Raw genomic sequence first — 24,762 nt, forward strand, 5'->3', positions numbered from 1 at the left:
CGGCCCGCGTGCCGATGGTGGACCTGAGCGACCGCAGCTGCCAGGAGGCTCCTCCATGACCGCCCAGTTCTTCGCCCCCGTGGCCGCGCCGCAGCATCCCCGCGCCGCGTTCGCCGACCGGCACATCGGGCCGTCGCCGGCCGACCGCGACCGGATGCTGGCCGCCATCGGCTACTCGGGCGCGGAGGCGCTGATCGACGAGGCGGTCCCCGCCGCGATCCGCACCGCCCGCCCGCTGGACCTGCCGCCCGCGCTGAGCGAGACCGCCGCGCTCGACCGGCTCCGCGAGCTCGCCGCCCGCAACACCGTCCTCACCTCCATGATCGGCCTCGGCTACCACGGCACGATCACGCCGGGCGTGATCATGCGGAACGTCCTGGAGAACCCCGGCTGGTACACCGCCTACACCCCGTACCAGCCGGAGATCTCCCAGGGGCGCCTGGAGGCGCTGCTGAACTTCCAGACCGCCGTCGCCGACCTGACCGGGCTGCCGGTCGCGAACGCCTCCATGCTGGACGAGGGCACGGCCGCCGCCGAGGCGATGGCGCTCGCGCACCGCGCGTCCCGGCGCAAGGAGCCCGGCCGGTTCCTCGTGGACGCCGACGCGCTCCCGCAGACGATCGAGGTCGTCCGCACCCGGGCCGTCCCGCTCGGCATCGAGGTGGTGGTCGCCGACGTGTCCGGCGGACTGCCCGACGGCGACTTCTTCGGCGTGCTGCTGCAGTACCCGGGCGCGTCCGGTGCCGTCCGCGACCTGGCGCCGCTGTCCGCGCAGGCCCGCGAGCGGGGCGCGACGGTCGTCGTCGCCGCCGACCTGCTCGCGCTGACGCTGCTGCGCCCGCCGGGGGAGTCGGGCGCCGACATCGCGGTCGGATCCGCCCAGCGGTTCGGCGTCCCGTACGGCTTCGGCGGCCCGCACGCCGGGTACATGGCGGTCGGCGACGACCTGCGGCGGCAGCTGCCCGGACGGCTCGTCGGCGTGTCCGTCGACGCGGACGGGGCGGCCGCCTACCGGCTCGCCCTGCAGACCCGCGAGCAGCACATCCGCCGCGAGAAGGCCACCAGCAACATCTGCACCGCGCAGGTGCTCCTCGCGGTGATGGCGAGCATGTACGCCGTCTACCACGGCCCCGAGGGGCTCGCCGCGATCGCGCAGCGCGCGCACCGCCGGGCCGCCGAGCTCGCCGACGGCCTGCGCCGCGGCGGCGTCGAGGTCGTGCACGGCGCGTTCTTCGACACGGTCCTCGCCCGCGTCCCCGGCCGCGCCGCCGAGGTCGTCGCCGCCGCCCGCGAGCGCGGGGTGAACCTGCGGCAGGACGGCCCCGACCGCGTCGGCGTCGCCTGCGACGAGACGACGCTGCCCGAGCACGTCACCGCCGTCCTCGAGGCGTTCGGCGTCGCCGCGGGCGGCGCCGGGGAGGCGGGCGGCGTCGCCGACGCGCTCCCCGACGGCCTGCGGCGCGAGAGCCCCTACCTGACGCACCCCGTCTTCCACGCGCACCGCTCCGAGACCGCGATGCTGCGCTACCTGCGCCGCCTCCAGGACAAGGACATCGCGCTCGACCGGTCGATGATCCCGCTCGGCTCCTGCACGATGAAGCTCAACGCGACCGCCGAGATGGAGCCGATCACCTGGCCGGAGTTCGCGAACGTCCACCCGTTCGCGCCGCTGGACCAGGCCGCCGGGTACGTCGAGCTGATCGGCGAGCTCGAGGCGAACCTCGCCGAGATCACCGGGTACGCGAAGGTGTCGGTGCAGCCGAACGCCGGGTCGCAGGGCGAACTGGCCGGGCTGCTCGCCATCCGCGGCTACCACGCGTCGCGCGGCGAGGAGCACCGCGACGTCTGCCTGATCCCGTCGTCCGCGCACGGCACCAACGCCGCGAGCGCCGTCATGGCCGGGATGCGCGTCGTGGTCGTGTCGTGCGACGACGGCGGCAACGTCGCCCTGGACGACCTGCACGCGAAGATCGAGAAGCACGGCGACCGGCTCGCCGCGATCATGGTGACGTACCCGTCCACGCACGGCGTGTTCGAGGAGACGATCACCGAGGTGTGCGAAGCCGTGCACGCGGCGGGCGGCCAGGTCTACGTGGACGGCGCCAACCTCAACGCCCTCGTCGGCCTCGCCCGTCCCGGCGAGTTCGGCTCGGACGTCTCGCACCTCAACCTGCACAAGACGTTCTGCATCCCGCACGGCGGCGGCGGCCCGGGCGTCGGCCCGATCGGCGTCCGCGAGCACCTCGCGCCGTTCCTGCCGAGCCACCCGCTGCGCCCGGAGGCCGGGCCGTCCGAAACCGGCGTGGGGCCGATCTCGGCGGCGCCGTGGGGCTCGGCGGGCATCCTGCCGATCTCCTGGGCGTACATCGCGATGATGGGGCCGGACGGGCTGCGCGCCGCCACCGAGGGCGCGATCATCGCCGCGAACTACCTCGCCGCGCGCCTCGCCCCGCACTACCCGATCCTCTACACGGGCCGGAACGGGCTGGTCGCGCACGAGTGCATCGCCGACCTCCGCAAGATCACCAAGGAGACCGGGGTCACCGCGGAGGACGTCGCCAAGCGGCTCATCGACTACGGCTTCCACGCCCCGACCCTGTCGTTCCCGGTCGCCGGCACCCTGATGATCGAGCCGACCGAGAGCGAGGACCTCGCCGAGCTCGACCGGTTCTGCGACGCGATGATCGAGATCCGGCGGGAGATCCAGCGGGTCGCCGACGGCGGCTACGACCGCGACGACAACCCGCTGAAGAACGCGCCGCACACCGCCGCGCAGCTGATCGGCGACGGCTGGAAGCACCCGTACACCCGCGAGGAGGCCGCCTACCCGCTGCCCGCGCTGCGCGAGGGCAAGTACTGGCCGCCCGTCCGCCGCATCGACCAGGCGTACGGCGACCGCAACCTCGTGTGCTCCTGCCCGCCGCCCGAGGCGTTCGAGGACTGACCGTCCGGGAGCGGCGGCGGGACCCCTACTTCGGTAGGTGCCGCCGCCGCCCCGGCCGCGGCTACCTTGGGCCCGTGAACAGGCGAAACCAGGGCCGGGCGGCCGCCGTGATGGTCGCCGCGACCGGCGTCCTCGCCGGGCTCACCGTGTGGAGCACGGCCCAGAGCGACGCGGCCCGCCATCTGCTCGGCCTCGACATCGCCGTCGCCGTCGCGAGCTGCGCGGCGTCGCCCGTCCTGCTGTGGCGGCCGGTCGGCGGCGCGCTGGGGCTCGGCCTGCTCGCGGCCCTGTCGCCGGCGGCCACCCCGGCCGCCACGGCGGGCGCCCTGCAGGCCGCGCGGTGCCGCCGGTTCCCGGTCGCCGCCGCGGTCGCCGGGACCGGCGTCGCGGCGCACGCGGCGCAGGGGCTGTGGCGGCTCAGCGCGGGCATCTCCCTCGGCTGGTGGCTCGTGCTGATCGTCGTCGCGTACGGCGCGCTGGCCGGGTGGGGCGCCCTCGTCCGGGCGCGCCTGGCGCTCATCGCCTCGCTGCACGAGCGCGCCCGCCGCGCCGAGGCCGAGCAGGGCCGCCGGATCGCCGAGGCGCGGATGCTCGAGCGGACGCGGATGGCCCGGGAGATGCACGACGTCCTCGCGCACCGGCTGTCGCTGCTCGCCACCTACGCGGGCGCGCTGGAGTACCGCCCGGACGCCCCGCCCGAGCGGCTCGCGCACGCCGCGGGCGTCGTCCGCGCCGGGGTGCACCAGGCCCTGGAGGAGCTCCGCGAGGTCATCGGCGTGCTGCGCGACGAGGACCGCGACTTCGGCGACCGGCCGCAGCCCGTCCTGGCCGACGTGCCGCGCCTGGTGGCGGAGTCCCGGGACGCGGGCGCGACCGTCGCGCTGCGCGACGAGGTCGACGCGCCCGACGCCCTGCCGCCGGCCGCGGGCCGCGCCGCCTACCGCGTCCTCCAGGAGGCGCTCACCAACGCCCGCAAGCACGCCGCCGGGCTGCCCGTCCGGGTGACCCTGGAGGGACGGCCCGGCGCCGAACTGGTCATCGACGTCCGCAACCCGCTGCCGCCGGACGGCGCCCCGGCGCTCGTCACCGGCTCCGGGACCGGGCTCGTCGGCCTCACCGAACGGGTCCGCCTCGCGGGCGGGCGGCTCGACCACGAGGCCGCGTCCGGGGAGTTCCGGCTGTGCGCACGGCTACCATGGCCCGCGTGACCCGGCCCGTGCGCGTGCTCATCGTCGACGACGAGCCGATGGTCCGCGCCGGGCTGACGATGATGCTCGACGGCGCCGAGGGCATCGCCGTCGTCGCGGAGGCCGCCGACGGCGACGAGGTCTCCGCCGCCGCCGACGCGCACGCCCCCGACGTGGTGCTGATGGACCTGCGGATGCCGCGGGTGGACGGCATCACCGCCACCCGCCGGCTGCGCAGCCGCGCCGCCCCGCCCGAGGTCGCGGTGCTCACCACCTTCGACAGCGACGAGAACATCCTGCGCGCGCTGCGCGCCGGGGCCGCCGGGTTCCTGCTGAAGGACACCCCGCCCGAGCGGCTCGTCCAGGCCGTGCACCGGGTCGCGGCCGGGGACCCGATCCTGTCCCCGCAGGTCACCCGGCGGCTGATGGACCGCGCGGTCGTCCAGGCGGGGGCCTACGAGCGGGCCCGCACCGCGCTGGAGGTCCTCACCCCCCGCGAGCGGGACGTCGTCGTCGCCGTCGCCCGGGGACGCTCCAACGCCGAGATCGCCGCCGAACTGTTCGTGAGCCTGGCCACGGTGAAGGCCCACGTCTCGACCGTCCTCGACAAGCTGGGCCTCGGCAACCGGACCCAGATCGCGCTGCTCGCCCACGACGCGGGACTCGCCTGAGACGTCCCCGGGCCCGGCATCGGGCGAACACCCCAGAAGTCGCCGCAAAAGGTGACGGGTGTCGCCACGGGACGCGGCGCCGCCGGATCGCTAGGCTCGGTCCCGACCCCGACCCCCAGAGGGCAGAGGACCGATGAGCGAGTCCCCGGATCCCGTACCCGCGGCCACCGAGCGCACCGTGCCCGACGAGCACGGGCCGGACCCGGCCCTGCTGTGCGAGCAGGCCCGCGACCTCGCCGAGCGCGGCGAGTCGGCGCGCGCCGCGGCGCTGTTCGACGAGGTGCTCGCCCTCGGCGACACCCCGCACCGGGCGCAGGCCGCGCTCGGGCTCGCGGTCGTCCTCGACGACGCCGGGGACACCGAGCGCGCGCGGGAGGCCGACCGGGCCGCCATCGCCACCGGCGACCCCGAGTACGGCCCGCGCGCCGCCTACCACCTGGCCCTCACCTACGAGCGGGCCGGGGAGCACGACCTCGCCGCGCCCGCCTGGCGTGTCGTCGTCGACTTCGGCAACCCCGCCTACCTGCCGCCCGCGCACCTCGCCCTCGCCCGGCTCGCCGACGACGCCGGCGACTTCGACGCCGCCCGCGGCCACTGGGAGGCCGTGCTGGCCACCGGCGACCCCGAGCACGGGCCGCCCGCCGCGCACGACCTCGCCCAGCGGCACCTCGAGCGCGGCGACCCCGTCCGCGCGCAGCGCGTCCTGACGGCCGGGCTCAAGCTGATCGACCGGGCCGCCGCCCCGTACGCGCACGCGCGCCTCGCCGTCACCCTCGGCATCGCCTGCCTCGACCAGGCCGTCGCCGCGTTCGGCGCGGCCCTCGGCGACCCGGGGGAGCCCGCCGACCCCGAGGCCGGCCCGCTCGCCACCGAACTGCTCGCCCGCACCCTGCCGCTGCGCGGCCGCGACGCCGAGGCGCGCGAGGTGTGGCGGCGCGGCCTGGCCGACCCGGGGACGGCGCCGCAGGTGCGGGCCCGGCTCCGCCGCGACTTCGGCGGCGACGACGAGGACGCCGATCCCGCCGACCTGTGGTGGGAGCCCGTCGTGGAGCAGGCCGTCACCGACGGGACGCTCCCGGCCCTCACCGGCGAGGCGTTCGGCGCGCTCGACCACATGTACGCGCTGCTCGCCGCCCGCCGCGCGGGCGACCCGCGCGAGCACCGTCCGGGCGAGACCCGCGAGGTGCTGGGCCGCGCGATGGACGTCCCGGCCGGCTACCCGTGGGGCCCGCTGCTGGAGGAGAGCTTCGCCGAACGCCTCCGGCTGGCCGAGGACCCCGCCGACCCCGTCGACCGCTGATCCCGGCCCGGCGGCGCGCCCTGCTCCCGGCACGGGCGCCGGTGTGCGTTCCGGTGGCGGGGGTGTTCGAACACGTGTACGGTCTATTGGTGCCGTCCGCTCCCTGCGGGACGGGCGGGGGACTCTAGGAAATGCGGCGGCGACCAGCGCTGTTATGGATTCCGGGGACGGTGCGTCCTCCCACTCCGCATCGCCGCGCCCAGAAGGGGAACCGGGAAACGCCGTGCATGACCGACTCATCGTGCGTGGAGCACGCGAGCACAACCTGAAGGACGTCTCGCTCGACCTCCCGCGGGACTCCATGATCGTGTTCACCGGTCTGTCGGGTTCCGGGAAGTCCAGCCTGGCGTTCGACACGATCTTCGCCGAGGGCCAGCGCAGGTACGTCGAGTCGCTGTCGGCGTACGCGCGCCAGTTCCTCGGCCAGATGGACAAGCCGGACGTCGACTTCATCGAGGGCCTGTCGCCCGCCGTGTCCATCGACCAGAAGTCGACCAGCAAGAACCCGCGGTCGACGGTCGGGACGATCACCGAGGTCTACGACTACCTGCGCCTGCTGTACGCGCGCATCGGCCATCCGCACTGTCCCGAGTGCGGGCGGCCGATCAGCAGGCAGGCGCCGCAGCAGATCGTGGACCGGGTGCTCGAGATGGAGGAGGGCACCCGGTTCCAGGTGCTGGCCCCCGTTATCCGCGGCCGCAAGGGCGAGTACCTCGAGCTGTTCCGCGAGCTGCAGTCGAAGGGCTTCTCGCGGGCGCTGGTGGACGGCGCGATGGTGCGGCTGGACGAGCCGCCGAAGCTCAAGAAGCAGGAGAAGCACGACATCTCCGTCGTGGTCGACCGGCTCTCCGTCAAGCCCTCCGCCCGGCAGCGCCTCGCCGACTCGGTGGAGACGGCCCTCGGCCTCGCCGGCGGCACGATCTTCCTCGACTTCGTCGACCTGCCCGAGGACGACGAGCAGCGCACCCGGATGTTCTCCGAGCACCTCTACTGCCCGTACGACGACCTGTCGTTCGAGGAGCTCGAGCCCCGGTCTTTCTCGTTCAACTCGCCCTACGGCGCCTGCCCCGACTGCACCGGCCTCGGGACGCGCATGGAGGTCGACCCCGAACTGGTGATCCCCGACGGCGAGCTGACGCTCGGCGAGGGCGCCGTCCAGCCGTGGTCCGGCGGCCACGTCAGCGACTACTTCCTGCGCCTGCTCTCCGCCCTCGGCGATGCCATGGGCTTCGACCTCAACACCCCCTGGAACCGGCTGCCGAACAAGGCGCGCAAGGCCGTCCTGAACGGGCACGAGACGCAGGTCCACGTCCGCTACAAGAACCGGTACGGACGGACGCGCTCGTACTACACGGCGTTCGAGGGCGTGATCCCCTACATCCAGCGCCGGCACGCCGAGTCCGAGAGCGACTACAGCCGGGACAAGTTCGAGGGCTACATGCGGGAGATCCCGTGCCCGACCTGCAAGGGCGCGCGGCTCAAGCCCGAGATCTTGTCCGTCACCATGGGCGGCATGTCGATTGCCGAGGTGGCCGCGCTGCCCATCGGCGAGTGCGCCAAGTTCCTGCTCGCGATGGAGCTGAACGACCGCGAGAAGCAGATCGCCGAGCGGGTGCTCAAGGAGATCAACGCCCGGCTCGGGTTCCTCCTCGACGTCGGCCTCGACTACCTCACGCTCGACCGGGCGTCCGCGACGCTCGCGGGCGGCGAGGCGCAGCGGATCCGGCTGGCGACGCAGATCGGCTCCGGTCTCGTCGGCGTCCTGTACGTGCTGGACGAACCCTCCATCGGCCTCCACCAGCGCGACAACCACCGGCTGCTGGAGACGCTCCTGCGGCTGCGCGACATGGGCAACACGCTGATCGTCGTCGAGCACGACGAGGACACGATCGCCGCGGCCGACTGGGTCGTCGACATCGGCCCCCGCGCGGGCGAGCACGGCGGCGAGATCGTCGTGTCCGGCACCGTGGACGAGCTGCTGAAGTCGGAGAAGTCGCTCACCGGCGCGTACCTGTCGGGCCGCCGGGCGATCGCCGTGCCGGAGATCCGCCGGCCCCGCACCAAGGGCCGTGAGATCACCGTCAAGGGCGCCCAGCAGAACAACCTGCAGAACGTCGACGTGGCCTTCCCCCTCGGCGTCCTCACGGTGGTGACCGGCGTGTCCGGGTCGGGCAAGTCCACGCTGGTCAACGACATCCTCTACAACTCGCTCGCCAAGAAGGTGAACGGCGCCAAGACCGTCCCCGGCAAGCACCGCCGGGTGAACGGCATCGACCAGCTCGACAAGGTCGTGCACGTCGACCAGTCGCCGATCGGGCGCACCCCGCGCTCCAACCCGGCGACCTACACCGGCGTGTTCGACCACATCCGCAAGCTGTTCGCGCAGACGACCGAGGCGAAGGTCCGCGGCTACCAGCCGGGCCGGTTCTCGTTCAACGTCAAGGGCGGCCGCTGCGAGAACTGCTCCGGCGACGGCACCATCAAGATCGAGATGAACTTCCTGCCGGACGTCTACGTCCCGTGCGAGGTGTGCCACGGCGCCCGCTACAACCGCGAGACGCTCGAGGTCCACTACAAGGGCAAGACGATCTCCGAGGTGCTCGACATGCCGATCGAGCAGGCCACCGCGTTCTTCGAGCCGATCAGCGCGATCCACCGGCACCTGAAGACGCTCAACGACGTCGGTCTCGGCTACGTCCGGCTCGGCCAGCCCGCGCCGACCCTGTCGGGCGGCGAGGCGCAGCGGGTCAAGCTCGCGGCCGAGCTGCAGAAGCGCTCCACCGGCCGGACCGTCTACGTGCTGGACGAGCCGACGACCGGCCTGCACTTCGAGGACATCAACAAGCTCCTCGGCGTCCTCAACGGCCTCGTCGACAAGGGCAACTCGGTCATCGTCATCGAGCACAACCTCGACGTGATCAAGACCGCCGACTGGATCATCGACATGGGCCCCGAGGGCGGCTCCCGCGGCGGCACGGTCGTCGCCGAGGGCACCCCCGAGGACGTCGCGAAGGTCGAGGGCAGCCACACCGGCCAGTTCCTCGCCAAGCTCCTCGGCTGACCCGCCCGGCCCCGGCTCCCGAACGCCCGCCCCGTCCGCTCTCCGGCGGACGGGGCGGGCGTTCGCGTCCCCCTGGCCTGCGCACACGGCGGCGGGACCTCCCGGGGCGCGGCGGCGGGCCCGAAGCCGGTCGGGCGGGGACGGCGCACCGGGCGGGCCCGAGGACGGGGGTCGGTGCGGTGTTCCGCGGGGCGTCCACGAGGATTGGGGCATGAGCAACGAACAGACGCCCGGAGCCGCGTGCGAGGACGCTCGGTCCGCCGGGAGCGGGGGGATCGGGCGGCGCGCGGTGCTGTGCGGCGCGGGCGCCGCCGGCGCCACGGCCGTGCTCGCGGGCTGCGGGTCCGGCGGGGAGACGAAGACGGCGGAGGAGCTGAAGGGGCAGGAGATCGCGAAGGTCTCCGAGATCCCGGTGGGCGGCGGCAAGACGATCGGCGACATCAAGCTGGTGGTGACTCAGCCGGCGCAGGGGCAGTTCAAGGCGTTCACCGCCGTGTGCACCCACCAGGGGTGCACGGTCGGGCGCGTGGCGAACGGCCTGATCAACTGCGCGTGCCACGGCAGCGAGTTCAAGATCACCGACGGGTCGGTGCAGAAGGGCCCCGCCGACAAGCCCCTCCAGGAGTACCCGGTCCAGGTCCGGGGCGACTCGATCATCGTCGTCGGCTGATCCGTCGTTCGGATTTGAACCGTCCGGCGTCCGGCCACGTGCTCTCCGGTGAACGAACCACAAGCACCGGAGGGCTCGACATGGCACAGGAGACGACGGAACACACGCGCCGGACGCTGCTCGTCGGCGCGGGCCTCGCGGGCGTCGCCGGTCTCGCGGCGGCGTGCGGCGGAGACGACGACGCGGCGGGCGGGTCCGGCGACGCCGGCGGCGGCCGGGCGGGCGGGACGGGCGGCGGCGAGTCCGGCGCCGCTCAGCCGGGCGGGACGGGCGGCGGGCAGGCGCTCGCCACGACGGCGGAGATCCCGGTCGGCGGCGGGAAGGTGTTCGAGGACGCGAAGGTCGTCGTGTGCCAGCCCTCGCAGGGCGAGTTCACGGCGTTCTCGGCGGAGTGCACCCACAAGGGGTGCAGCGTCAAGTCCGTGTCCGGCGGGGCGATCGTCTGCCCCTGCCACAACAGCAAGTTCAGCATCACCGACGGATCGGTGGTGCAGCCGCCCGCGGAGGAGCCGCTGCCCCGCAGGAACGTGACCGTTCAGGGCGGGAACATCACCGTGGCTTGACGATGTGCACGCGGCCGTCCGAGTTCGGTGCGGCCCCGTCGCCGGCCCCGTCACCGTCCCCGGCGCTCCCCGCATCGGGACCGCCGGGGACGAGGTCGTCCGGGCCGGTGCGGAAGCGGGGGAGCGCGTCCGGGTGGTGCGTGCGCACGTAGGAGATCAGGTGCTCCCGGACGTCGCAGCGGAGGTCCCACGTGGCGGTCGAGTCCGCGGCGGTCATGATCGCGCGCAGCTTCACCAGGCCGTTCGGGAGGACGTCGGTGGCCTGCAGGGCCCAGTCGCGGCCGTCCCACAGCCGGTGCTCGCGCAGGTACGCGTGCAGCGACTCGCGCAGCTCGTCCAGGGGGACCGACCAGTCGACGGCCAGCTCCACCGAGCCGTACAGGCGGGTGGAGTACCGGGTCCAGTTCTCGAACGGCTGCTCGGTGAAGTACGACACCGGGAAGATCATCCGGCGGTCGTCCCAGAGCCGCACCACCACGTAGGAGAGCGTCAGCTCCTCCACGCGCCCCCATTCGCCGCCGGCGACCACGACGTCGTCCAGGCGCAGCGCGTCGCCGAACGCCAGCTGGAGCCCCGCGAGCAGGTTGCCCACGGCCGGCTTGGCGGCGATGCCGACGACGACGCCCGCGATGCCCGCGGAGGCCAGCACCCCGGCGCCGACCGCGCGGACGGCCGGGAAGGTGAACAGCGCGGCGCCGACCGCCAGCACGATCAGGACGGCGGCCCCGATGCGGCGCAGCAGCAGCATCTGGGTGCGGGTCCGCCGGGCCCGCCGGTTGCGGTCGCCGCCGACCTCCATGAGGCGGTCCAGCGGCGCGTCGGTCAGCGCGTAGATGATGCGGAGCACCAGCCAGGTGGTCGCGCCGATCGCCGCGATGCGCAGCGCGTGCGACACGCCCCGCTCGCCGCCGTCCCACAGGTGCTCGTACGGCATCGCGCCGCCGAGGCTCGTGACCACCGCGAACACGAACGCCGGCGCCGCGCAGCGGCGGGCGACGTTGCCGGCGGCCGGCCAGCGCTCGGACAGCCGTCCGGCCAGCAGCCGCCGTACGGCCTCCACGACGATGACGCAGACGGCGACGGCGGCGGCCAGCACGATCCAGGCCCAGAAAGCGGACACGGTCGCTTCGACCCCCTCGGAGAGTGCGAAAAGAGCAGTTCAACGATACTTTCCGACGGCTTTGCCGTTATACGCGTGCGCCGCCGAGATCTCCGTCACCGGCCGCGCGGTCCCGTCCAGGGGGAACCTGCGGCCTCCGGTTCCCCCTGGACGGACCCGGAAGCGCACGGCGTGTCGGCACCGCCCACTAGCATTTCGAGCGTGGCAGATCCGGCGACCTACCGACCAGCACCCGGCTCCATCCCGGAGTCCCCGGGCGTGTACCGGTTCCGCGACGAACACGGCCGCGTCATCTACGTCGGCAAGGCGAAGAACCTGCGCTCGCGGCTGAACTCGTACTTCGCCGACTTCACGGCCCTGCACCCGCGCACCCAGACGATGGTGCGGACCGCGGCGCGGGTCGACTGGACGGTCGTCGGCACCGAGGTCGAGGCCCTGCAGCTCGAGTACTCCTGGATCAAGGAGTTCGATCCGCGGTTCAACGTCCGTTACCGCGACGACAAGTCCTATCCCTATCTCGCGGTCACGCTCGGCGAGGACTTCCCGAGGGTGATGGTGATGCGGGGCGCCAAACGCAAGGGCGTGCGCTACTTCGGGCCGTACTCCCACGCGTGGGCGATCCGGGAGACGGTCGACCAGCTCCTGCGCGTGTTCCCCGTCCGGACGTGCAGCCCCGGGGTGTTCAAGCGGCAGCACCAGCTCGGCCGGCCGTGCCTGCTCGGCGACATCGGCAAGTGCTCGGCGCCCTGCGTCGGCCGCGTGTCGCCCGACGAGCACCGGGCCCTCGCCGAGGACTTCTGCTCCTTCATGGCGGGCGAGACGGGCCGGTTCATCAAGAGCATCGAGGCGGCGATGCGCGAGGCCGCCGCCGAGCAGGAGTACGAGCGCGCCGCGCGGCTCCGCGACGACATGCGCGCCCTCGAGCGGGCGCTGGAGAAGCAGGCGGTGGTGCTGCCCGACAGCACCGACTGCGACATGATCGCGTTCGCCGAGGACGAGCTGGTCGCGGCCGTCCAGGTGTTCTACGTGCGCGGCGGCCGCATCCGCGGGCAGCGCGGCTGGGTCGTCGACAAGGTCGAGGCGGTCACGACCGCCGATCTCGTCGAGCACTTCCTCATCCAGATCTACGGGGAGAGCGACTCGGTGCCGCGCGAGGTGCTCGTCCCGGAGCTGCCGCCCGAGCCCGACCCGATGGCCGAGCTGCTGGCCGAGCGCCGCGGCGGGCCCGTCCGGCTGCGGGTGCCGCGGCGGGGCGACAAGAAGGCGCTGCTGGAGACGGTCGAGCGCAACGCGCACGAGGCGCTCAAGCAGCACAAGACCCGCCGCGCCGGCGACCTGACGACCCGCAGCGTGGCGCTCCGCGAGCTCCAGGAGGCCCTGGAGCTGGACGAGGCGCCGCTGCGGATCGAGTGCTACGACGTGTCGAACCTGCAGGGCACGAACGTCGTGGCGTCCATGGTCGTGTTCGAGGACGGGCTGGCCCGCAAGCGCGAGTACCGGCGGTTCACGATCAAGGCGGTGGAGGGGCAGGACGACGTCCGGTCCGTGCACGAGGTGATCACCCGCCGGTTCCGCCGCTACCTGGCCGAGAGCGAGCGGACCGGCGAGCTGGACTCGCTCGGCGATCCGGAGGCCGAGACCGGGGAGGCGCCGGGCGGGGGGACGCCGATCGACCCGGAGACCGGGAAGCCGCGCAAGTTCGCCTACCCGCCGAACCTGGTGGTGGTGGACGGCGGCCCGCCGCAGGTCGCGGCGGCGCAGCGGGCCCTGGACGAGCTGGGCATCGAGGACATCCCGGTCTGCGGCATCGCCAAGCGGCTGGAGGAGATCTGGCTGCCCGGGGAGGACGACCCGGTGATCCTCGCCCGCAACAGCGAGGGCATGTTCCTCGTCCAGCGGCTCCGCGACGAGGCGCACCGGTTCGCCATCACGTTCCACCGGCAGCGGCGTTCCAAGGCCATGACGTTCAGCGAACTCGATAATGTTCCCGGTCTGGGCCCGGCGCGGCGCTCGGCGCTGCTGAAGCACTTCGGCTCGGTGAAGCGGCTGAAGGAGGCGACGCCGGAGCAGGTCGCCGAGGTCCCGGGCATCGGGCTGCGCAGCGCCGAGAGCATCGTCGCCGCGCTGCACGGCACGACGGGCCGCGGAACCACCCGGCCCGGCACGGCAGGGCACGGCACGGCAGAGCACGGAACTACAGAGCACGGAACTACAGAGCACGGCACGGCCCCGGGCACGGGCCCGGGGGGCACGACGGGGAAGGAACCGGGCGAAGCGCCCGGGAACACGGACGCGGGCGGGTCCGCGGCCGACGGGGAGCACAGGGGGAGACGGGCGTGACCAGCGAGACCAAGATTCCGGACATCGTCATCGTCACCGGGATGTCCGGGGCGGGCCGCAGCACCGCGGCCAAGTCGCTGGAGGACCTCGACTGGTTCGTGGTCGACAACCTCCCGCCGGGCCTGCTGGCCACCATGGCCGACCTCGGCGGGCGGGTGAAGGACGCGGTGCCGCGCATCGCGGTCGTGGTGGACGTGCGCAGCCGCGCGTTCACCGAGGACCTCCACTCCTCGATCGCCGAGCTCGAGGCGCGGGGCGTCCACCCGCGGGTGGTGTTCCTGGAGGCGAGCGACGCCGACCTGGTGCGGCGGTTCGAGAGCGTGCGGCGCCCGCACCCGCTGCAGGGCGACGGGCGGCTCGTCGACGGCATCGCCCGGGAGCGGGAGCTGGTCCGCGAGGTGCGGGCCGAGGCCGACCTGGTGATCGACACCAGCGGGCTGAACGTGCACGAGCTCCGCGCGAAGATCATCGGCTACTTCGGGACGGACACCGGGGAGTCGCGGCTGCGGGCGACCGTGGTGTCGTTCGGGTACAAGTACGGCCTGCCGGTGGACGCCGACCTGGTCGTCGACTGCCGGTTCCTGCCGAACCCGCACTGGGTGCCCGAGCTGCGCCCGAAGACGGGACGGGACGTCGCCGTCCGCGACTACGTGCTGGGGCAGCGCGGCGCGAAGGAGTTCCTGGAGGCCTACACCGACGTCCTGCGGCTGCTCGCCGACGGGTACGAGCGTGAGGGCAAACACTACGTGACGCTCGCCGTGGGATGTACCGGCGGCAAACACCGTAGTGTGGCCATGGCGGAACAGATCGCCGCCCGGCTGCGGGACGAGGGCCTCGACGTGCAGGTCGCCCATCGTGATCTCGGCCGTGAGTGAGACCCGTGCCGCGGTGACCCGGCGCGGGTCCCGGACGAGGAGAGAAACGGCACGGTGAAGCCCCTCGGGCCGAAGGTCGTCGCGCTCGGCGGCGGCCACGGACTGTACGCCTCCCTGTCGGCGCTGCGCCGCGTCACCGACCGGTTGACCGCCGTGGTCACGGTCGCCGACGACGGCGGTTCCAGCGGACGGCTCCGCCGCGAACTGGGCGTGCTGCCGCCCGGCGATCTCCGGATGGCGCTGGCGGCGCTGTGCGGCGACGACGAGTGGGGGCAGACCTGGCGGGACGTCGTGCAGCACCGCTTCCGCAGCGAGGGCGACCTGCGCGGCCACGCCGTCGGGAACCTGCTGATCGTCGCGCTGTGGGAGCTGCTCGCCGAGAACCCCGACTCGACCGTCGCCGGGCTCGACTGGGTGGGGCGGCTGCTGGGCGCGCACGGGCGGGTGCTGCCGATGGCGGCCGTCCCGATGGACATCGTCGCCGAGGTGCGCGGCGCCGACCCGTCCCGCCCGGACGAGATCGGCCAGGTGCGGGGCCAGGTGGCGTGCGCCAGCACCCCGGGCGCCGTCCTCGGCGTGTCGCTGGTGCCGGCCGACCCGCCCGCCTGCCCGGAGACGATCGCCGCGGTCGAGGACGCCGACTGGATCGTGTTCGGCCCCGGCTCGTGGTTCACCAGCGTGCTCCCGCACCTGAAGGTGCCCGCGCTCGCCCGCGCCCTGACCTCGTCCAAGGCCCGCCGCGTCGTCGCGCTGAACCTGGCGCCGCAGCCCGGCGAGACCGACGACTTCTCCCCCCAGCGCCACCTCGAGGTGCTCCAGGCGCACGCCCCCGACCTGACGGTCGACGTGGTCCTGGCCGACGACGGCGTGGTGGACGATCCCGACGCGCTCGACAAGGCCGTCCGGGAACTCGGCGGGCGCCTCGTGCTCGCCGGGGTCGCCGCCGACGACGGTTCCGCACGTCATGAACCCGCCCGCCTGGCCCAAGCCTTCGTACAGATATTCAGCGAGTGACGACCGGCGCGGCCGTTTTCGGCCACACTGCTGGAAGTCCGATAGGGGGAGGGGTCAACAGATGGCGATGACCGGTGTGGTCAAGGACGAGCTGAGCAGGCTCACGGTGCTGAAGCCGTGCTGCCGCAAGGCGGAGGTCTCGACGCTGCTGCGTTTCGCGGGGGGTCTGCACCTGGTCAGCGGTCGCATCGTGATCGAGGCCGAGATCGACACGAACGTCGCCGCGCGGCGGCTCATCAAGGACATCTCGGAGGTGTTCGGGCACACCTCGGAGGTGGTGGTGCTCGCGCCGAGCGGGCTGCGCAAGGGCAACCGGTACGTGGTCCGGGTGTTCCGGGACGGCGAGTCCCTGGCGCGGCAGACGGGGTTGATCGACAACAACGGCCGTCCGGTGCGGGGGCTGCCGCGGCACGTGGTCGCGGGGGCGGCCTGCGACGCCGAGTCGGCCTGGCGGGGCGCGTTCCTGGCGCACGGGTCGCTGACCGAGCCGGGCCGGTCGATGTCGCTGGAGGTGACGTGCCCGGGGCCGGAGGCGGCGCTCGCGCTGGTCGGCGCCGCCCGCCGGCTCAAGATCCACGCGAAGGCCCGCGAGGTCCGCGGCGTGGACCGCGTCGTCGTCCGCGACGGCGACGCGATCAGCGCCCTGCTGACCCGGCTCGGCGCGCACGGCGCCGTGCTGCAGTGGGAGGAGCGGCGGATGCGCCGGGAGGTGCGCGCCACCGCGAACCGGCTCGCGAACTTCGACGACGCGAACCTGCGCCGCTCGGCGCGCGCGGCGGTCGCGGCGGGCGCCCGGGTGGCGCGGGCGCTGGAGATCCTCGGCGACGACGCGCCCGAGCACCTGGTGAACGCCGGGCGGCTCCGGCTGGAGCACAAGCAGGCGTCCCTGGAGGAGCTGGGCCAGCTCGCCGACCCGCCGCTGACCAAGGACGCGATCGCCGGCCGTATAAGGCGTCTGCTCGCCATGGCCGACAAGCGCGCGAGCGACCAGGGCGTCCCCGGCACCGAGGCGAACCTCACCGCCGAGATGCTCGCCCCCTGACCCGCGTCCGCCGGCGGACGGCGCGTCAGCGGGCGTGGTCGCCGCGCAGGATCCGTTCGATCAGGTCGTCGCGGAGCTGGCCGTACCCGGTGGCGGCCCACACGCTCGTCTCCGGGTCCGCCTCGAAGTACGGGACGGGACGGTCGCCGCGCTCGTCCAGCAGGTACTTCGGGGAGATGCGGTCCTTCGCGGCGCGGGCGCACTCCCGGCAGGCCCGCACGTGCAGGCTGCGGCGGGTGCCCGGCGGGCGCCAGGTGAGCCGCTCGGCGGCGTCGCCGTGGAGCGGGTTGAAGAAGCACAGCGGCTCGGGCGGGATCTCCGGGCCGCCGGAGGCGAGGGACCGCGCCGAGGCGAGCGCGTCCCGCCCCTGGTCCACCAGCACCAGCACCCCCGCGAGGTCGGGGACGCCGCGGGCGGCGTCGAGCACCTTCCCGGCGGCGGAGTAGGCGTCCAGCGCGCGGCCCAGCGGCGCGCGGACCGCGGGGTCGCCGCCCGGCAGGTCGGTGCGGTCCAGCAGCTCGCCGAACGCGATGACCTCGGCGGACGCCTGGGCGCGCAGCTCGTCGCGGGAGGCGCGGTCCGCCGTCGCGAACACCGCGCGGGGCAGCAGCAGCGCGTCGGCCGCGGCCGTCCGTGCCCGGGCGGCGGCCGCCGCCATCCGCCGCTGCCGCCACAGCAGCAGCCCGCCGACGGCCGCCGCCGCGACCGCCGCGCCGCCCAGCGCGGGACCGAGGATCCCGCCGTCGCCGTCCGCCGGGTCCGCGCCGCCGGGCCGCGCGGTGGCGGACCGCGCGCGGGCCCGGGCGTCCAGCGCCGCCGACTGCCGCCGGTACTCCTCGTCGCCCTTACCGGTGCGCAGCAGCTCCAGCGTCCGGTCGAGCCGGTCGGCGAGCGGCGCCTTCCGGAAGTCCGGGTCGAGGGAGACCGCGAGGGCCGCGCGGCGCACCCCGGTGCCCGCGTCGCTCCCCGGGTCGTCGGGCAGGAGCCGGGCGGACAGGTCGTCGGCGTACCTCCCGAGCGTGACGAAGGCGCCGGGGCGTCCCAGCCGGGACTGGACGACGGCGGCGAGCTGGTCGGGCTCCTGCCAGGTGCCGCCCGCGATGATCGGCACGAGGACGACGTACGTCGGCCGCGGCTGCCGGCGCAGCGCGTCCAGCACACGCCGCCTGCGGTCCGCGGGCAGCGCCGACTCAAGCGACCGGTCGACGTACAGCGGGGACCGGCGCAGGGCCGCGGCGATCTCCTCGCCGGGGGAGGGGGCGGTCATGACTCGACTCCCAGGTGGGTGAGGACCTTCGCGGCCAGGGGAGCGCGCGCACCGTACTCGGCGGCGACCCACGGGCCGCGCAGGTCGTGGTGGGGGACCTTCCCGCCGGGGCGCGGGATCCGCAGGGTCAGGGACGCGAGCCGGTCCTGCGGCGCGTCGGCGCACTGCGCGCACACGTGCCGCCGCCCGTTCCCGTCGGCGGCGCGGACCCGCCGGCGCCCGGAGGCCGGGCCGTGCAGCGGGTTGACGAAGCAGGGCGGGGACGGCCGCCCGTCCCCGTCGAGCGCCGCCGTCCCCTCCCGGGAGAGCACGATCACCACGACCAGGTCGTGGGCGCGGCCGGAATCGGATCCGGCGTCGTCGAACAGGATCTGCGCGGCGTCGAACGCCTCGGTCGCGCGCCGCTCGCGCTCGCCGCCGGGGCCCGGGCCGTCGGCGAGCGCCGTGCGCAGCGCGGTCAGCTCGCGTTCGGCGAGCCGGCGGAGCCGCCGCGTGCCCGGCCTGGCGGGGGCCTCCGGCCGCTTCCGTTCCGTGCGGCCGCCGCGCCGCCACCGGAGGACGAGCCGGACGGCGGTGTACAGGACGGCGCCGACGGCCGGGCCGATGAGCAGCAGCCCCACGAAGAACGGCCCGGCGCGTTCCGGTTCGACGTCGCGCAGCGGGCGGTCCTCCGCGCCGAACGGGTCGAGCCGCCCGTAGAGGCGGTGGCCTTGCGGGGACTCGGTGACGGGCAGGTTCCGGATCTCCTGGATCCGGTCGACGATCCGCCCGCCGAGCCCGGCGAGCCGGTCGCCCTCGGGCGGCGGCTCGTACTCGGTGTCCAGGGCCGAGAACCGGCGGCGGACGCCGAACGCCACCGTCTCCACGTTCCCGCGCGCGTCGGCCACGACGTAGAGGCCGCCCTTCCCGGTGCGCTCCCGCAGGAGGCGGGCGAGCAGGGTGCCCTGCCCCTGCGACTCCGACTCCGACGGGTTGGGGACCACGACCACCCGGACCGGGACGTCCAGCTCCGCGGCGGCGCCCCGGACCGCCTCCCGGACGCGGGCGAGGTCCGCGCCGCGCAGCGCCGTCGGCAGGTCGGGGTCGACGAAGACGGGGTCGCGCGCGAGGGCGGCGCCGATCCGGTCCACGCGCGCGTAGCCGTGCGCGGGGAGCCGGGGCGGCGGGTCGTCCGCGTCGGCCCGGGCGGGCGGCGCGAGGAGGGGCGCGGTGAGGACGGCGGCGGCGAGCGCCACCAGCAGCGCGGCGAGGCGCCGGAACGTCCCTCTCATCGGTTCCCGCCCCGCTTCCCGAGGCTCCGCGCCCGTGCGGCGCCGAGTCCGGCGAGCAGCCCGATCGTGGCGAGGGCGCCCAGCGCGGCGCCGCCGAGGCGGGCGGTGCGCTCGGCGTCGGCCGCCGCGGCCTCCTGCCCCTCGCGCCGGTCGAGTTCGATGCGCACCCGCGACTTCGGCCGCCGATCCGCCGGCAGGTACTCCCCGGCGGTGCCGTCGCCGATCACCTGGACGAACTTCTCCACCAGCGCGACCGCCCCCGCGTCCGAGGGCAGCCGGGACTCGGCGGACCGCCAGGCGTCCTCGGCGGGCACCGAGCGCCCGCCGCCGAACATCCGGGCCGTCCCGCTGTCGTCGTCCAGCACGAGGTACAGCCCGGGACGGCCCAGGCGGTCGTACAGCAGCGCGGCGAACTTCTCCTGGTCGAGGTAGGTCTCCAGCGACGACGGGAGGAGGGCGACGTGGTAGGGCACGTCGAGCCGGTCGAGCGCCCGCGCGATGCGGGGGCCGGTGTCGGGCGTGACGGCACGGAGCATGTGGTCGGTGACGTACACGGGGTTCTCGCGCAGTGCGCGGGCGATCCGGTCGGCCCGCAACCCGTCGGCGGACGCGCTCGAGCCCGGGTCGGCGAGGACCGCGGCCGGCGTCGCGAGGGCGAGCAGCACCGCGGCCATCAGCACGAACGCGATCCGCAGCATGGCATGGGATCTTAGGGGGCGGCCCCATAAAAGGCGTTTGGGATGCTAAATATCCCCAAGGTCGACGGGCGGCGGCCGTCCGCGGGCTCCGGTCACCGCTCGCGGACGAGCGTGCCGTCGGCGGCGGCCGTGAACGTGAGCGGCCGTCCGTCCAGCACCGCCTCCACGCGCACCCCGCCGTCCGGCAGCGGCGCCGTCCGGATCTCCGGCGGGGCCTCGCCCCGGACCGGGGCGATCAGCGTCAGGATCCGGGCCCGCGCCCCGCGGGCCCGGAACTCGACGACGGGCGCGGCGACCTTCTTCCCCGGCCCCGGGAAGATCCAGCCCTGCGGCGGGGCCGGCCTGCCCCGCACCGCCTCGGCCGGGCCCGGGGCCGCCGCCCCCGGCAGCGGGATCCGGACGAAGTGGACGCGGACGCCGTCCGCCTCGGCGACCGCGCCCGTCCCCTCGGCCTTCGCGGTGAACGCCGCCGGAAGATGCCAGGACTGCGTGACGCCGCGGGACGTCGCCGAACGGGCCTCGTCGAGCACCGCGAGCGCGTCCGGACCGGACGCCGCGAGCACCGAGCGGGTCCGGGTCGTCCCGGCGAACGCCGTGTCGGAGAACGCGAACGTGTCGGCGCCGTCCCGGAACCGGTGCCCGGTCAGCCTCGTCTCGGCGCCCGGATCGAAGGCCGCGCCCTCCACGACGAAGGTGTTGTGCGCGCGGCGAGTGCAGCCACTCCCGCCACGCCTTGTCGTTGTAGCCGACGTGCCCGCTCGGCACGAGGACGTCGCGCCCGAGGGCGAAGAACGTCAGCGCCATGTGGTCGTTGTGGCCGTGCGCGTACCGCCCGGGCCCGAACCGCGCCGTGTACGCCATCTCCTCCTCATAGGCCCGCTCGCCGTTCCCCCAGCCGGAGCGGCCCATCACGTACCCGGCCTCGTACACGCGCGCCCGCGCGTCCGGCGGTGCGCCCTTCTTCCCCTGGGCGACGACGTAGGCGAGCGGCCCGCCGCCCGACGCCCCGGTGTCCTCGGCCCTCCCGGCCTGCGACTCGCCGATCTGCACGAGGTCCCCGGCCGGATGAACTCGTCCATCAGCGCGTGCCGGCGCTCCAGCTCGGGCGGGACGGCCCGGCCGCACGCGCGCATCACGGTCATCGCCTTCCGCCACCGCGACCGGTTGTAGACGGTGTAGTGCGTCGACTGCTCGTTGTTGGCGCCCTGCGCGTCGATGGCGGGCCGGACCCCGCCCGGCGGGTCGAACACCGAGTCCAGCAGCCTGCCCGCGGCGAGGTCCGCCAGGTCGTCGCGGCCGATCGAGCAGGCGGCGGTCAGCAGGATCATCGACTCGTCGGTGCCGTGGTTCCAGGGGCCCGAGTAGTGCTCGGAATCCGCCAGCCAGGCCGCGTGCCGGGCGATCGCCGCGTCCAGCCAGGGCGCCGCGCGGTGCGCGCGCAGGCACACCAGCGTGGCGAGGCGGAACTTGGTCCCCTCGGCGATCGCCTCGCGCCGGTCCGTCCCGAACCGCTCCGGATCGCCGTTGTCGGCCAGCCAGTCCCGGACGATCCCCGCGGCGAGATCGAGGGCGGCGGCGTCGCCCGTCCGCTCGTGCTCCCCGATCGCGCCGCCGAGCCACTCGAGGGAGTGGAACCACAGCAGCCAGGTCCGGTCGCCGTACGGGTTCAGGCTCCAGTCGACGTCCGTCCCGGACGCGACCCGCACGGGGTCCCTGCCAACCGTCCGGAACCGCCCGGCCGCCGCCTCCGCGAGCGGATTCAGCCGGTCGAGCCCGTTGTAGCCGAGGCACACGCCCTCGCCGGCGCCGGCGGCGACGGCCTTCGCGGGCGGTACGGCGATCTGCGGCGCGGCGTCACGGCATCCGGACGCGGCCACCAGCAGTGCGGCCGTCGCGGCGATGGTCGCCGCGCGTGGGTAGCGGATCATCATGCGGCAGAGACAACGGAAGACCTCGTAGGGATGACCTGCGCCGATGTCGGGACGGCGAACGTCCCGTACGTCCGGGAGAACGACCGGTGAACTCGTGACCGGGGTGTCATCCGGCGCGCCGTCCGGGTGTCACCACACACGTGGTGACCACTGAGAGGGCCGAGTCCCTGGAGGACGGCCCGGACGTGCGCGCGGCCCCGCCGCCCGAGTTCGAGGACCTGTTCGCCGAGCAGTACCCGCGGCTCGTCGGGCTGGCCCGCTGGCTCGGCGCGGACGACCCCGAGGACGTCGCGCAGGAGGCGTTCGCCCGCCTGCACGACCGGCGCGGGGCCCTGCGCGACCCGCGGGCCGCCGCGGCCTACCTGCGCGCGACCGTCTGCAACCTCACCCGCAACCGGCTCCGGCACCTGCGGATCGTCCGGCTTCGGCACCCCCCGCCGCCCGAGCCCGCGGCGGCCGCCGAGGCGGTGGTGCTGGACCGGGAGGACCACCGGGAACTGGTCGCGCGGCTGGGGCGCCTGTCGCGGCGGCAGCGGGAGGCGCTCGTCCTGCGCTACTGGCTCGACCTGGACGACCGGGAGGTGGCCGAGGCGATGCAGGTGTCCCTCGGCGCCGCGAAGACGCACATCAGGCGCGGACTGGGCGCGCTCCAGCGCGCCATGGGAGGAGGACGACGGGATGACTGACACGGGCACGCCCGGCGCCGACGGGACGGACGCGGGCATGAAGGACGCCGGCATGAAGGACGCGGGCACCGCAGGGGTCGAGCGGGGGTTGCGGGCGGCCATGCGGGCCGCGGACGACGAGCACCGGCGGGCCCACGGGCCCGGCCCGGCGGCGGACGCGGACGCCTGGGCGGGCGTCCGGGCGCACGTGGAGCGGCGCCGCCGCCGTCGCCGGGCCGCCCCCGCCGTCGCCGCCGCGGCGGCCGGCATCGCGGTGCTCGCGGGCACGGCCGTCACCGACGGCCTGGGCGGCGGGGCACCGGAGGCCGCCTCCACGCGGCCGGCCTCCGGCCCCGGGCCGAACGATCTGCCCATCGGGGAACGCAGGAGGTGCCTGGAGAGCGCGGTCGCGAACTGGGGGACGCCGGTGGAGGGGAGCAAGTCGATCGACATCCCCGGCGGCGGGACGGCGGCCGTCCTGGACGGCGGCGCCGACGGCCTGGCGCTTCTGGTCATGCGGCGCGCCCCGGAGACGCGGGAGTGCCGGACCCACCACCACATGCCGCGGTCGTCCGCTGCGATCCGCTGGACCGCGGAGGACGGGTCGGCGGCGTGGGTGGGCACCACGGTTTCCGGCGCCAGGTCCCTCCTGATGACGTACCGCGACGGCGCCGAGCTGGAGTTCCGCTGCGGGAGCGGCGACCGCACGGCGGAGGTGAACTGCCACCGCTGGACGTCGGGCGGCCGGTCCCGCCTCATGTTCGCCACGCGGCCGCGCCCGGACGCGCCCGGCGGCGGCGGGGAGAACCGCCCCGGCGTCGTCCGCGCCCTGGACGGACGGGGCCGCGTGATCGACTCGATGCCGTTCCCCGGGTGAGCACCGGCGGCGCGCCGGCGCGGTCGCCGCCTCCCTCACGCGGGGGAGACACGGTCACCCCGCGTTTCCCCTGCGACCGGTGTCAAGCTACCGGCGGGTCATTGGATAGGGTCGGAGGCGGGGAGATCCCCGGGGAGATCCCTGCACCGACCGTAACCGTCCTGGACGACGCGCCGGGCGATTGACGTACGAGGAGAGCCGTTCCGTGACCATCCGAGTAGGCATCAACGGGTTCGGCCGGATCGGCCGTAACTTCTTCCGCGCCGTGAAGGCGAGCGGGGCCGACATCGAGATCGTGGCGGTCAACGACCTGACCGACAACGCCACGCTCGCCCACCTGCTGAAGTACGACAGCATCCTCGGCCGCTTCCCCGAGGACGTGCACGCCACGGCCGACGAGATCGTCGTCGGCGGCAAGACGATCAAGGCGTTCGCCGAGCGCGACCCCGCCAACATCAAGTGGGGCGACGTCGACGTCGTGGTCGAGTCCACCGGCTTCTTCACCGACGCCACCAAGGCCAAGGTGCACGCCGACAACGGCGCGAAGAAGGTCATCATCTCGGCGCCCGCCAAGAACGAGGACCTGACCGTCGTGCTCGGCGTCAACGAGGACAAGTACGACCCGGCGGCCCACACCGTCATCTCGAACGCGTCCTGCACCACCAACTGCCTGGCCCCGCTGGCGAAGGTCCTGCACGACAACTTCGTCATCGAGAAGGGCCTGATGACGACGATCCACGCCTACACGCAGGACCAGAACCTGCAGGACGCCCCGCACAAGGACCTGCGCCGCGCCCGCGCCGCCGCGCTGAACGTCGTCCCGACCTCCACCGGCGCCGCCAAGGCGATCGGCCTGGTCCTGCCGGAGCTGAAGGGCAAGCTCGACGGCTACGCGCTGCGCGTCCCGGTGCCGACCGGCTCCGCCACCGACCTCACCGCGAAGGTCTCCCGCGACGTGACCGTCGAAGAGGTCAACGCCGCGTTCAAGGCCGCCGCCGAAGGCCCGCTCAAGGGCTACCTGACCTACACCGAGGACCCGATCGTCTCGGCCGACATCGTCACCGACCCGGCGTCCTGCATCTTCGACGCCGGCCTGACGAAGATCATCGGCGACCAGGTCAAGGTCGTCGGCTGGTACGACAACGAGTGGGGCTACTCCAACCGCCTCGTCGACCTCGTCAAGCTCGTCGTGAACCTGCACCAGTGCGACGCGGGCCGCGGCGGGAAAGTTCGCCGCCGCCCGCGGGCTACTCCAGCGTCGCGAGG

19 protein-coding genes and 1 pseudogene are annotated in these 24,762 nt (G+C 74.5%); 14 read left to right on the plus strand and 6 right to left on the minus strand.

Translation table 11 applies throughout. The features are described 5' to 3' along the window. Nucleotides 1-55: 55 nt before the first annotated feature. The 7 genes from gcvP (at nucleotide 56) to AB0L25_RS35505 (ending at nucleotide 10,396) form a co-directional block, all read left to right on the plus strand. Nucleotides 56-2,944, plus strand: a complete 2,889-nt coding sequence (gene gcvP / locus AB0L25_RS35475) for an aminomethyl-transferring glycine dehydrogenase (RefSeq protein ID WP_500177315.1) — start codon at nucleotides 56-58, stop codon at nucleotides 2,942-2,944. Nucleotides 2,945-3,018: 74 nt separating this feature from the next. Next, nucleotides 3,019-4,152, plus strand: a complete 1,134-nt coding sequence (locus AB0L25_RS35480) for a sensor histidine kinase (RefSeq protein WP_500177317.1) — start codon at nucleotides 3,019-3,021, stop codon at nucleotides 4,150-4,152. Next, on the plus strand, nucleotides 4,140-4,802 hold the full coding sequence (locus tag AB0L25_RS35485) for a response regulator (RefSeq protein WP_500177349.1): 663 nt from the start codon (nucleotides 4,140-4,142) through the stop codon (nucleotides 4,800-4,802). Before AB0L25_RS35480 ends, AB0L25_RS35485 begins: the two co-directional genes overlap by 13 nt. 133 nt (nucleotides 4,803-4,935) lie before the next feature. Further along, complete coding sequence (locus tag AB0L25_RS35490; RefSeq protein ID WP_500177319.1) at nucleotides 4,936-6,102, plus strand: tetratricopeptide repeat protein; 1,167 nt, start codon at nucleotides 4,936-4,938, stop codon at nucleotides 6,100-6,102. Between the two features lie 223 nt (nucleotides 6,103-6,325). Continuing rightward, nucleotides 6,326-9,163 carry an excinuclease ABC subunit UvrA gene (gene uvrA / locus AB0L25_RS35495; RefSeq protein ID WP_500177321.1) on the plus strand — a complete coding sequence of 946 codons (2,838 nt, stop codon included), beginning with the start codon at nucleotides 6,326-6,328 and terminating at the stop codon, nucleotides 9,161-9,163. Between the two features lie 211 nt (nucleotides 9,164-9,374). Next, on the plus strand, nucleotides 9,375-9,833 hold the full coding sequence (locus AB0L25_RS35500) for a Rieske (2Fe-2S) protein (protein WP_500177322.1): 459 nt from the start codon (nucleotides 9,375-9,377) through the stop codon (nucleotides 9,831-9,833). A gap of 80 nt (nucleotides 9,834-9,913) precedes the next feature. After that, entirely contained in the window at nucleotides 9,914-10,396 is a 483-nt protein-coding gene (locus AB0L25_RS35505; RefSeq protein ID WP_500177324.1) for a Rieske (2Fe-2S) protein, read from the plus strand. On the opposite strand, the gene AB0L25_RS35510 is transcribed toward AB0L25_RS35505, so the two are convergent. After that, nucleotides 10,383-11,516, minus strand: a complete 1,134-nt coding sequence (locus AB0L25_RS35510) for a mechanosensitive ion channel family protein (RefSeq protein ID WP_500177326.1) — start codon at nucleotides 11,514-11,516, stop codon at nucleotides 10,383-10,385. The genes AB0L25_RS35505 and AB0L25_RS35510 overlap by 14 nt on opposite strands. Nucleotides 11,517-11,717: 201 nt before the next feature. Here AB0L25_RS35510 and uvrC point away from each other — a divergent pair, with 201 nt between their 5' ends. The 4 genes from uvrC (at nucleotide 11,718) to whiA (ending at nucleotide 16,787) form a co-directional block, all read left to right on the plus strand. Continuing rightward, a complete protein-coding gene (gene uvrC, locus AB0L25_RS35515; RefSeq protein WP_500177328.1) occupies nucleotides 11,718-13,856 on the plus strand; it encodes an excinuclease ABC subunit UvrC in 2,139 nt (712 codons plus the stop codon). Further along, a complete protein-coding gene (gene rapZ, locus AB0L25_RS35520; RefSeq protein ID WP_500177330.1) occupies nucleotides 13,853-14,731 on the plus strand; it encodes an RNase adapter RapZ in 879 nt (292 codons plus the stop codon). The genes uvrC and rapZ overlap by 4 nt, the downstream gene beginning before the upstream one ends. Nucleotides 14,732-14,785: 54 nt before the next feature. Then, a complete protein-coding gene (locus AB0L25_RS35525; RefSeq protein WP_500177332.1) occupies nucleotides 14,786-15,745 on the plus strand; it encodes a gluconeogenesis factor YvcK family protein in 960 nt (319 codons plus the stop codon). A gap of 61 nt (nucleotides 15,746-15,806) precedes the next feature. Next, on the plus strand, nucleotides 15,807-16,787 hold the full coding sequence (gene whiA, locus AB0L25_RS35530) for a DNA-binding protein WhiA (protein WP_500177334.1): 981 nt from the start codon (nucleotides 15,807-15,809) through the stop codon (nucleotides 16,785-16,787). A gap of 25 nt (nucleotides 16,788-16,812) precedes the next feature. Here the strand turns inward: whiA and AB0L25_RS35535 are convergent, their stop codons facing one another. From AB0L25_RS35535 to AB0L25_RS35555, 5 genes and pseudogenes are all read right to left on the minus strand, one after another. Continuing rightward, nucleotides 16,813-18,054 (minus strand): hypothetical protein, encoded by a 1,242-nt coding sequence (locus tag AB0L25_RS35535; protein ID WP_500177335.1) that lies wholly within the window; start codon nucleotides 18,052-18,054, stop codon nucleotides 16,813-16,815. Then, nucleotides 18,051-19,325, minus strand: a complete 1,275-nt coding sequence (locus AB0L25_RS35540; protein WP_500177337.1) for a DUF2062 domain-containing protein — start codon at nucleotides 19,323-19,325, stop codon at nucleotides 18,051-18,053. The genes AB0L25_RS35535 and AB0L25_RS35540 overlap by 4 nt, the downstream gene beginning before the upstream one ends. Then, nucleotides 19,322-20,023, minus strand: a complete 702-nt coding sequence (locus tag AB0L25_RS35545; RefSeq protein ID WP_500177339.1) for a hypothetical protein — start codon at nucleotides 20,021-20,023, stop codon at nucleotides 19,322-19,324. Before AB0L25_RS35545 ends, AB0L25_RS35540 begins: the two co-directional genes overlap by 4 nt. A 92-nt stretch (nucleotides 20,024-20,115) precedes the next feature. Continuing rightward, nucleotides 20,116-20,718 (minus strand): annotated as a pseudogene (locus AB0L25_RS35550) (hypothetical protein); the annotation flags it as partial. A 213-nt stretch (nucleotides 20,719-20,931) separates the two neighbouring features. Beyond that, nucleotides 20,932-21,954 (minus strand): hypothetical protein, encoded by a 1,023-nt coding sequence (locus AB0L25_RS35555; RefSeq protein ID WP_500177341.1) that lies wholly within the window; start codon nucleotides 21,952-21,954, stop codon nucleotides 20,932-20,934. A gap of 143 nt (nucleotides 21,955-22,097) precedes the next feature. On the opposite strand from AB0L25_RS35555, the gene AB0L25_RS35560 reads away from it, so the two are divergent. The 3 genes from AB0L25_RS35560 to gap all read left to right on the plus strand — a co-directional run. Further along, a complete protein-coding gene (locus AB0L25_RS35560) occupies nucleotides 22,098-22,640 on the plus strand; it encodes an RNA polymerase sigma factor (protein WP_500177343.1) in 543 nt (180 codons plus the stop codon). Then, on the plus strand, nucleotides 22,633-23,496 hold the full coding sequence (locus AB0L25_RS35565; RefSeq protein ID WP_500177345.1) for a hypothetical protein: 864 nt from the start codon (nucleotides 22,633-22,635) through the stop codon (nucleotides 23,494-23,496). The genes AB0L25_RS35560 and AB0L25_RS35565 overlap by 8 nt, the downstream gene beginning before the upstream one ends. 205 nt (nucleotides 23,497-23,701) lie before the next feature. Then, nucleotides 23,702-24,762 (plus strand): type I glyceraldehyde-3-phosphate dehydrogenase (gene gap / locus AB0L25_RS35570; protein ID WP_500177347.1); only part of this gene is annotated, 1,061 nt, incomplete at its 3' end.

Source organism: Spirillospora sp. NPDC052242 (assembly GCF_040679555.1).
Classification (GTDB): domain Bacteria; phylum Actinomycetota; class Actinomycetes; order Streptosporangiales; family Streptosporangiaceae; genus Spirillospora.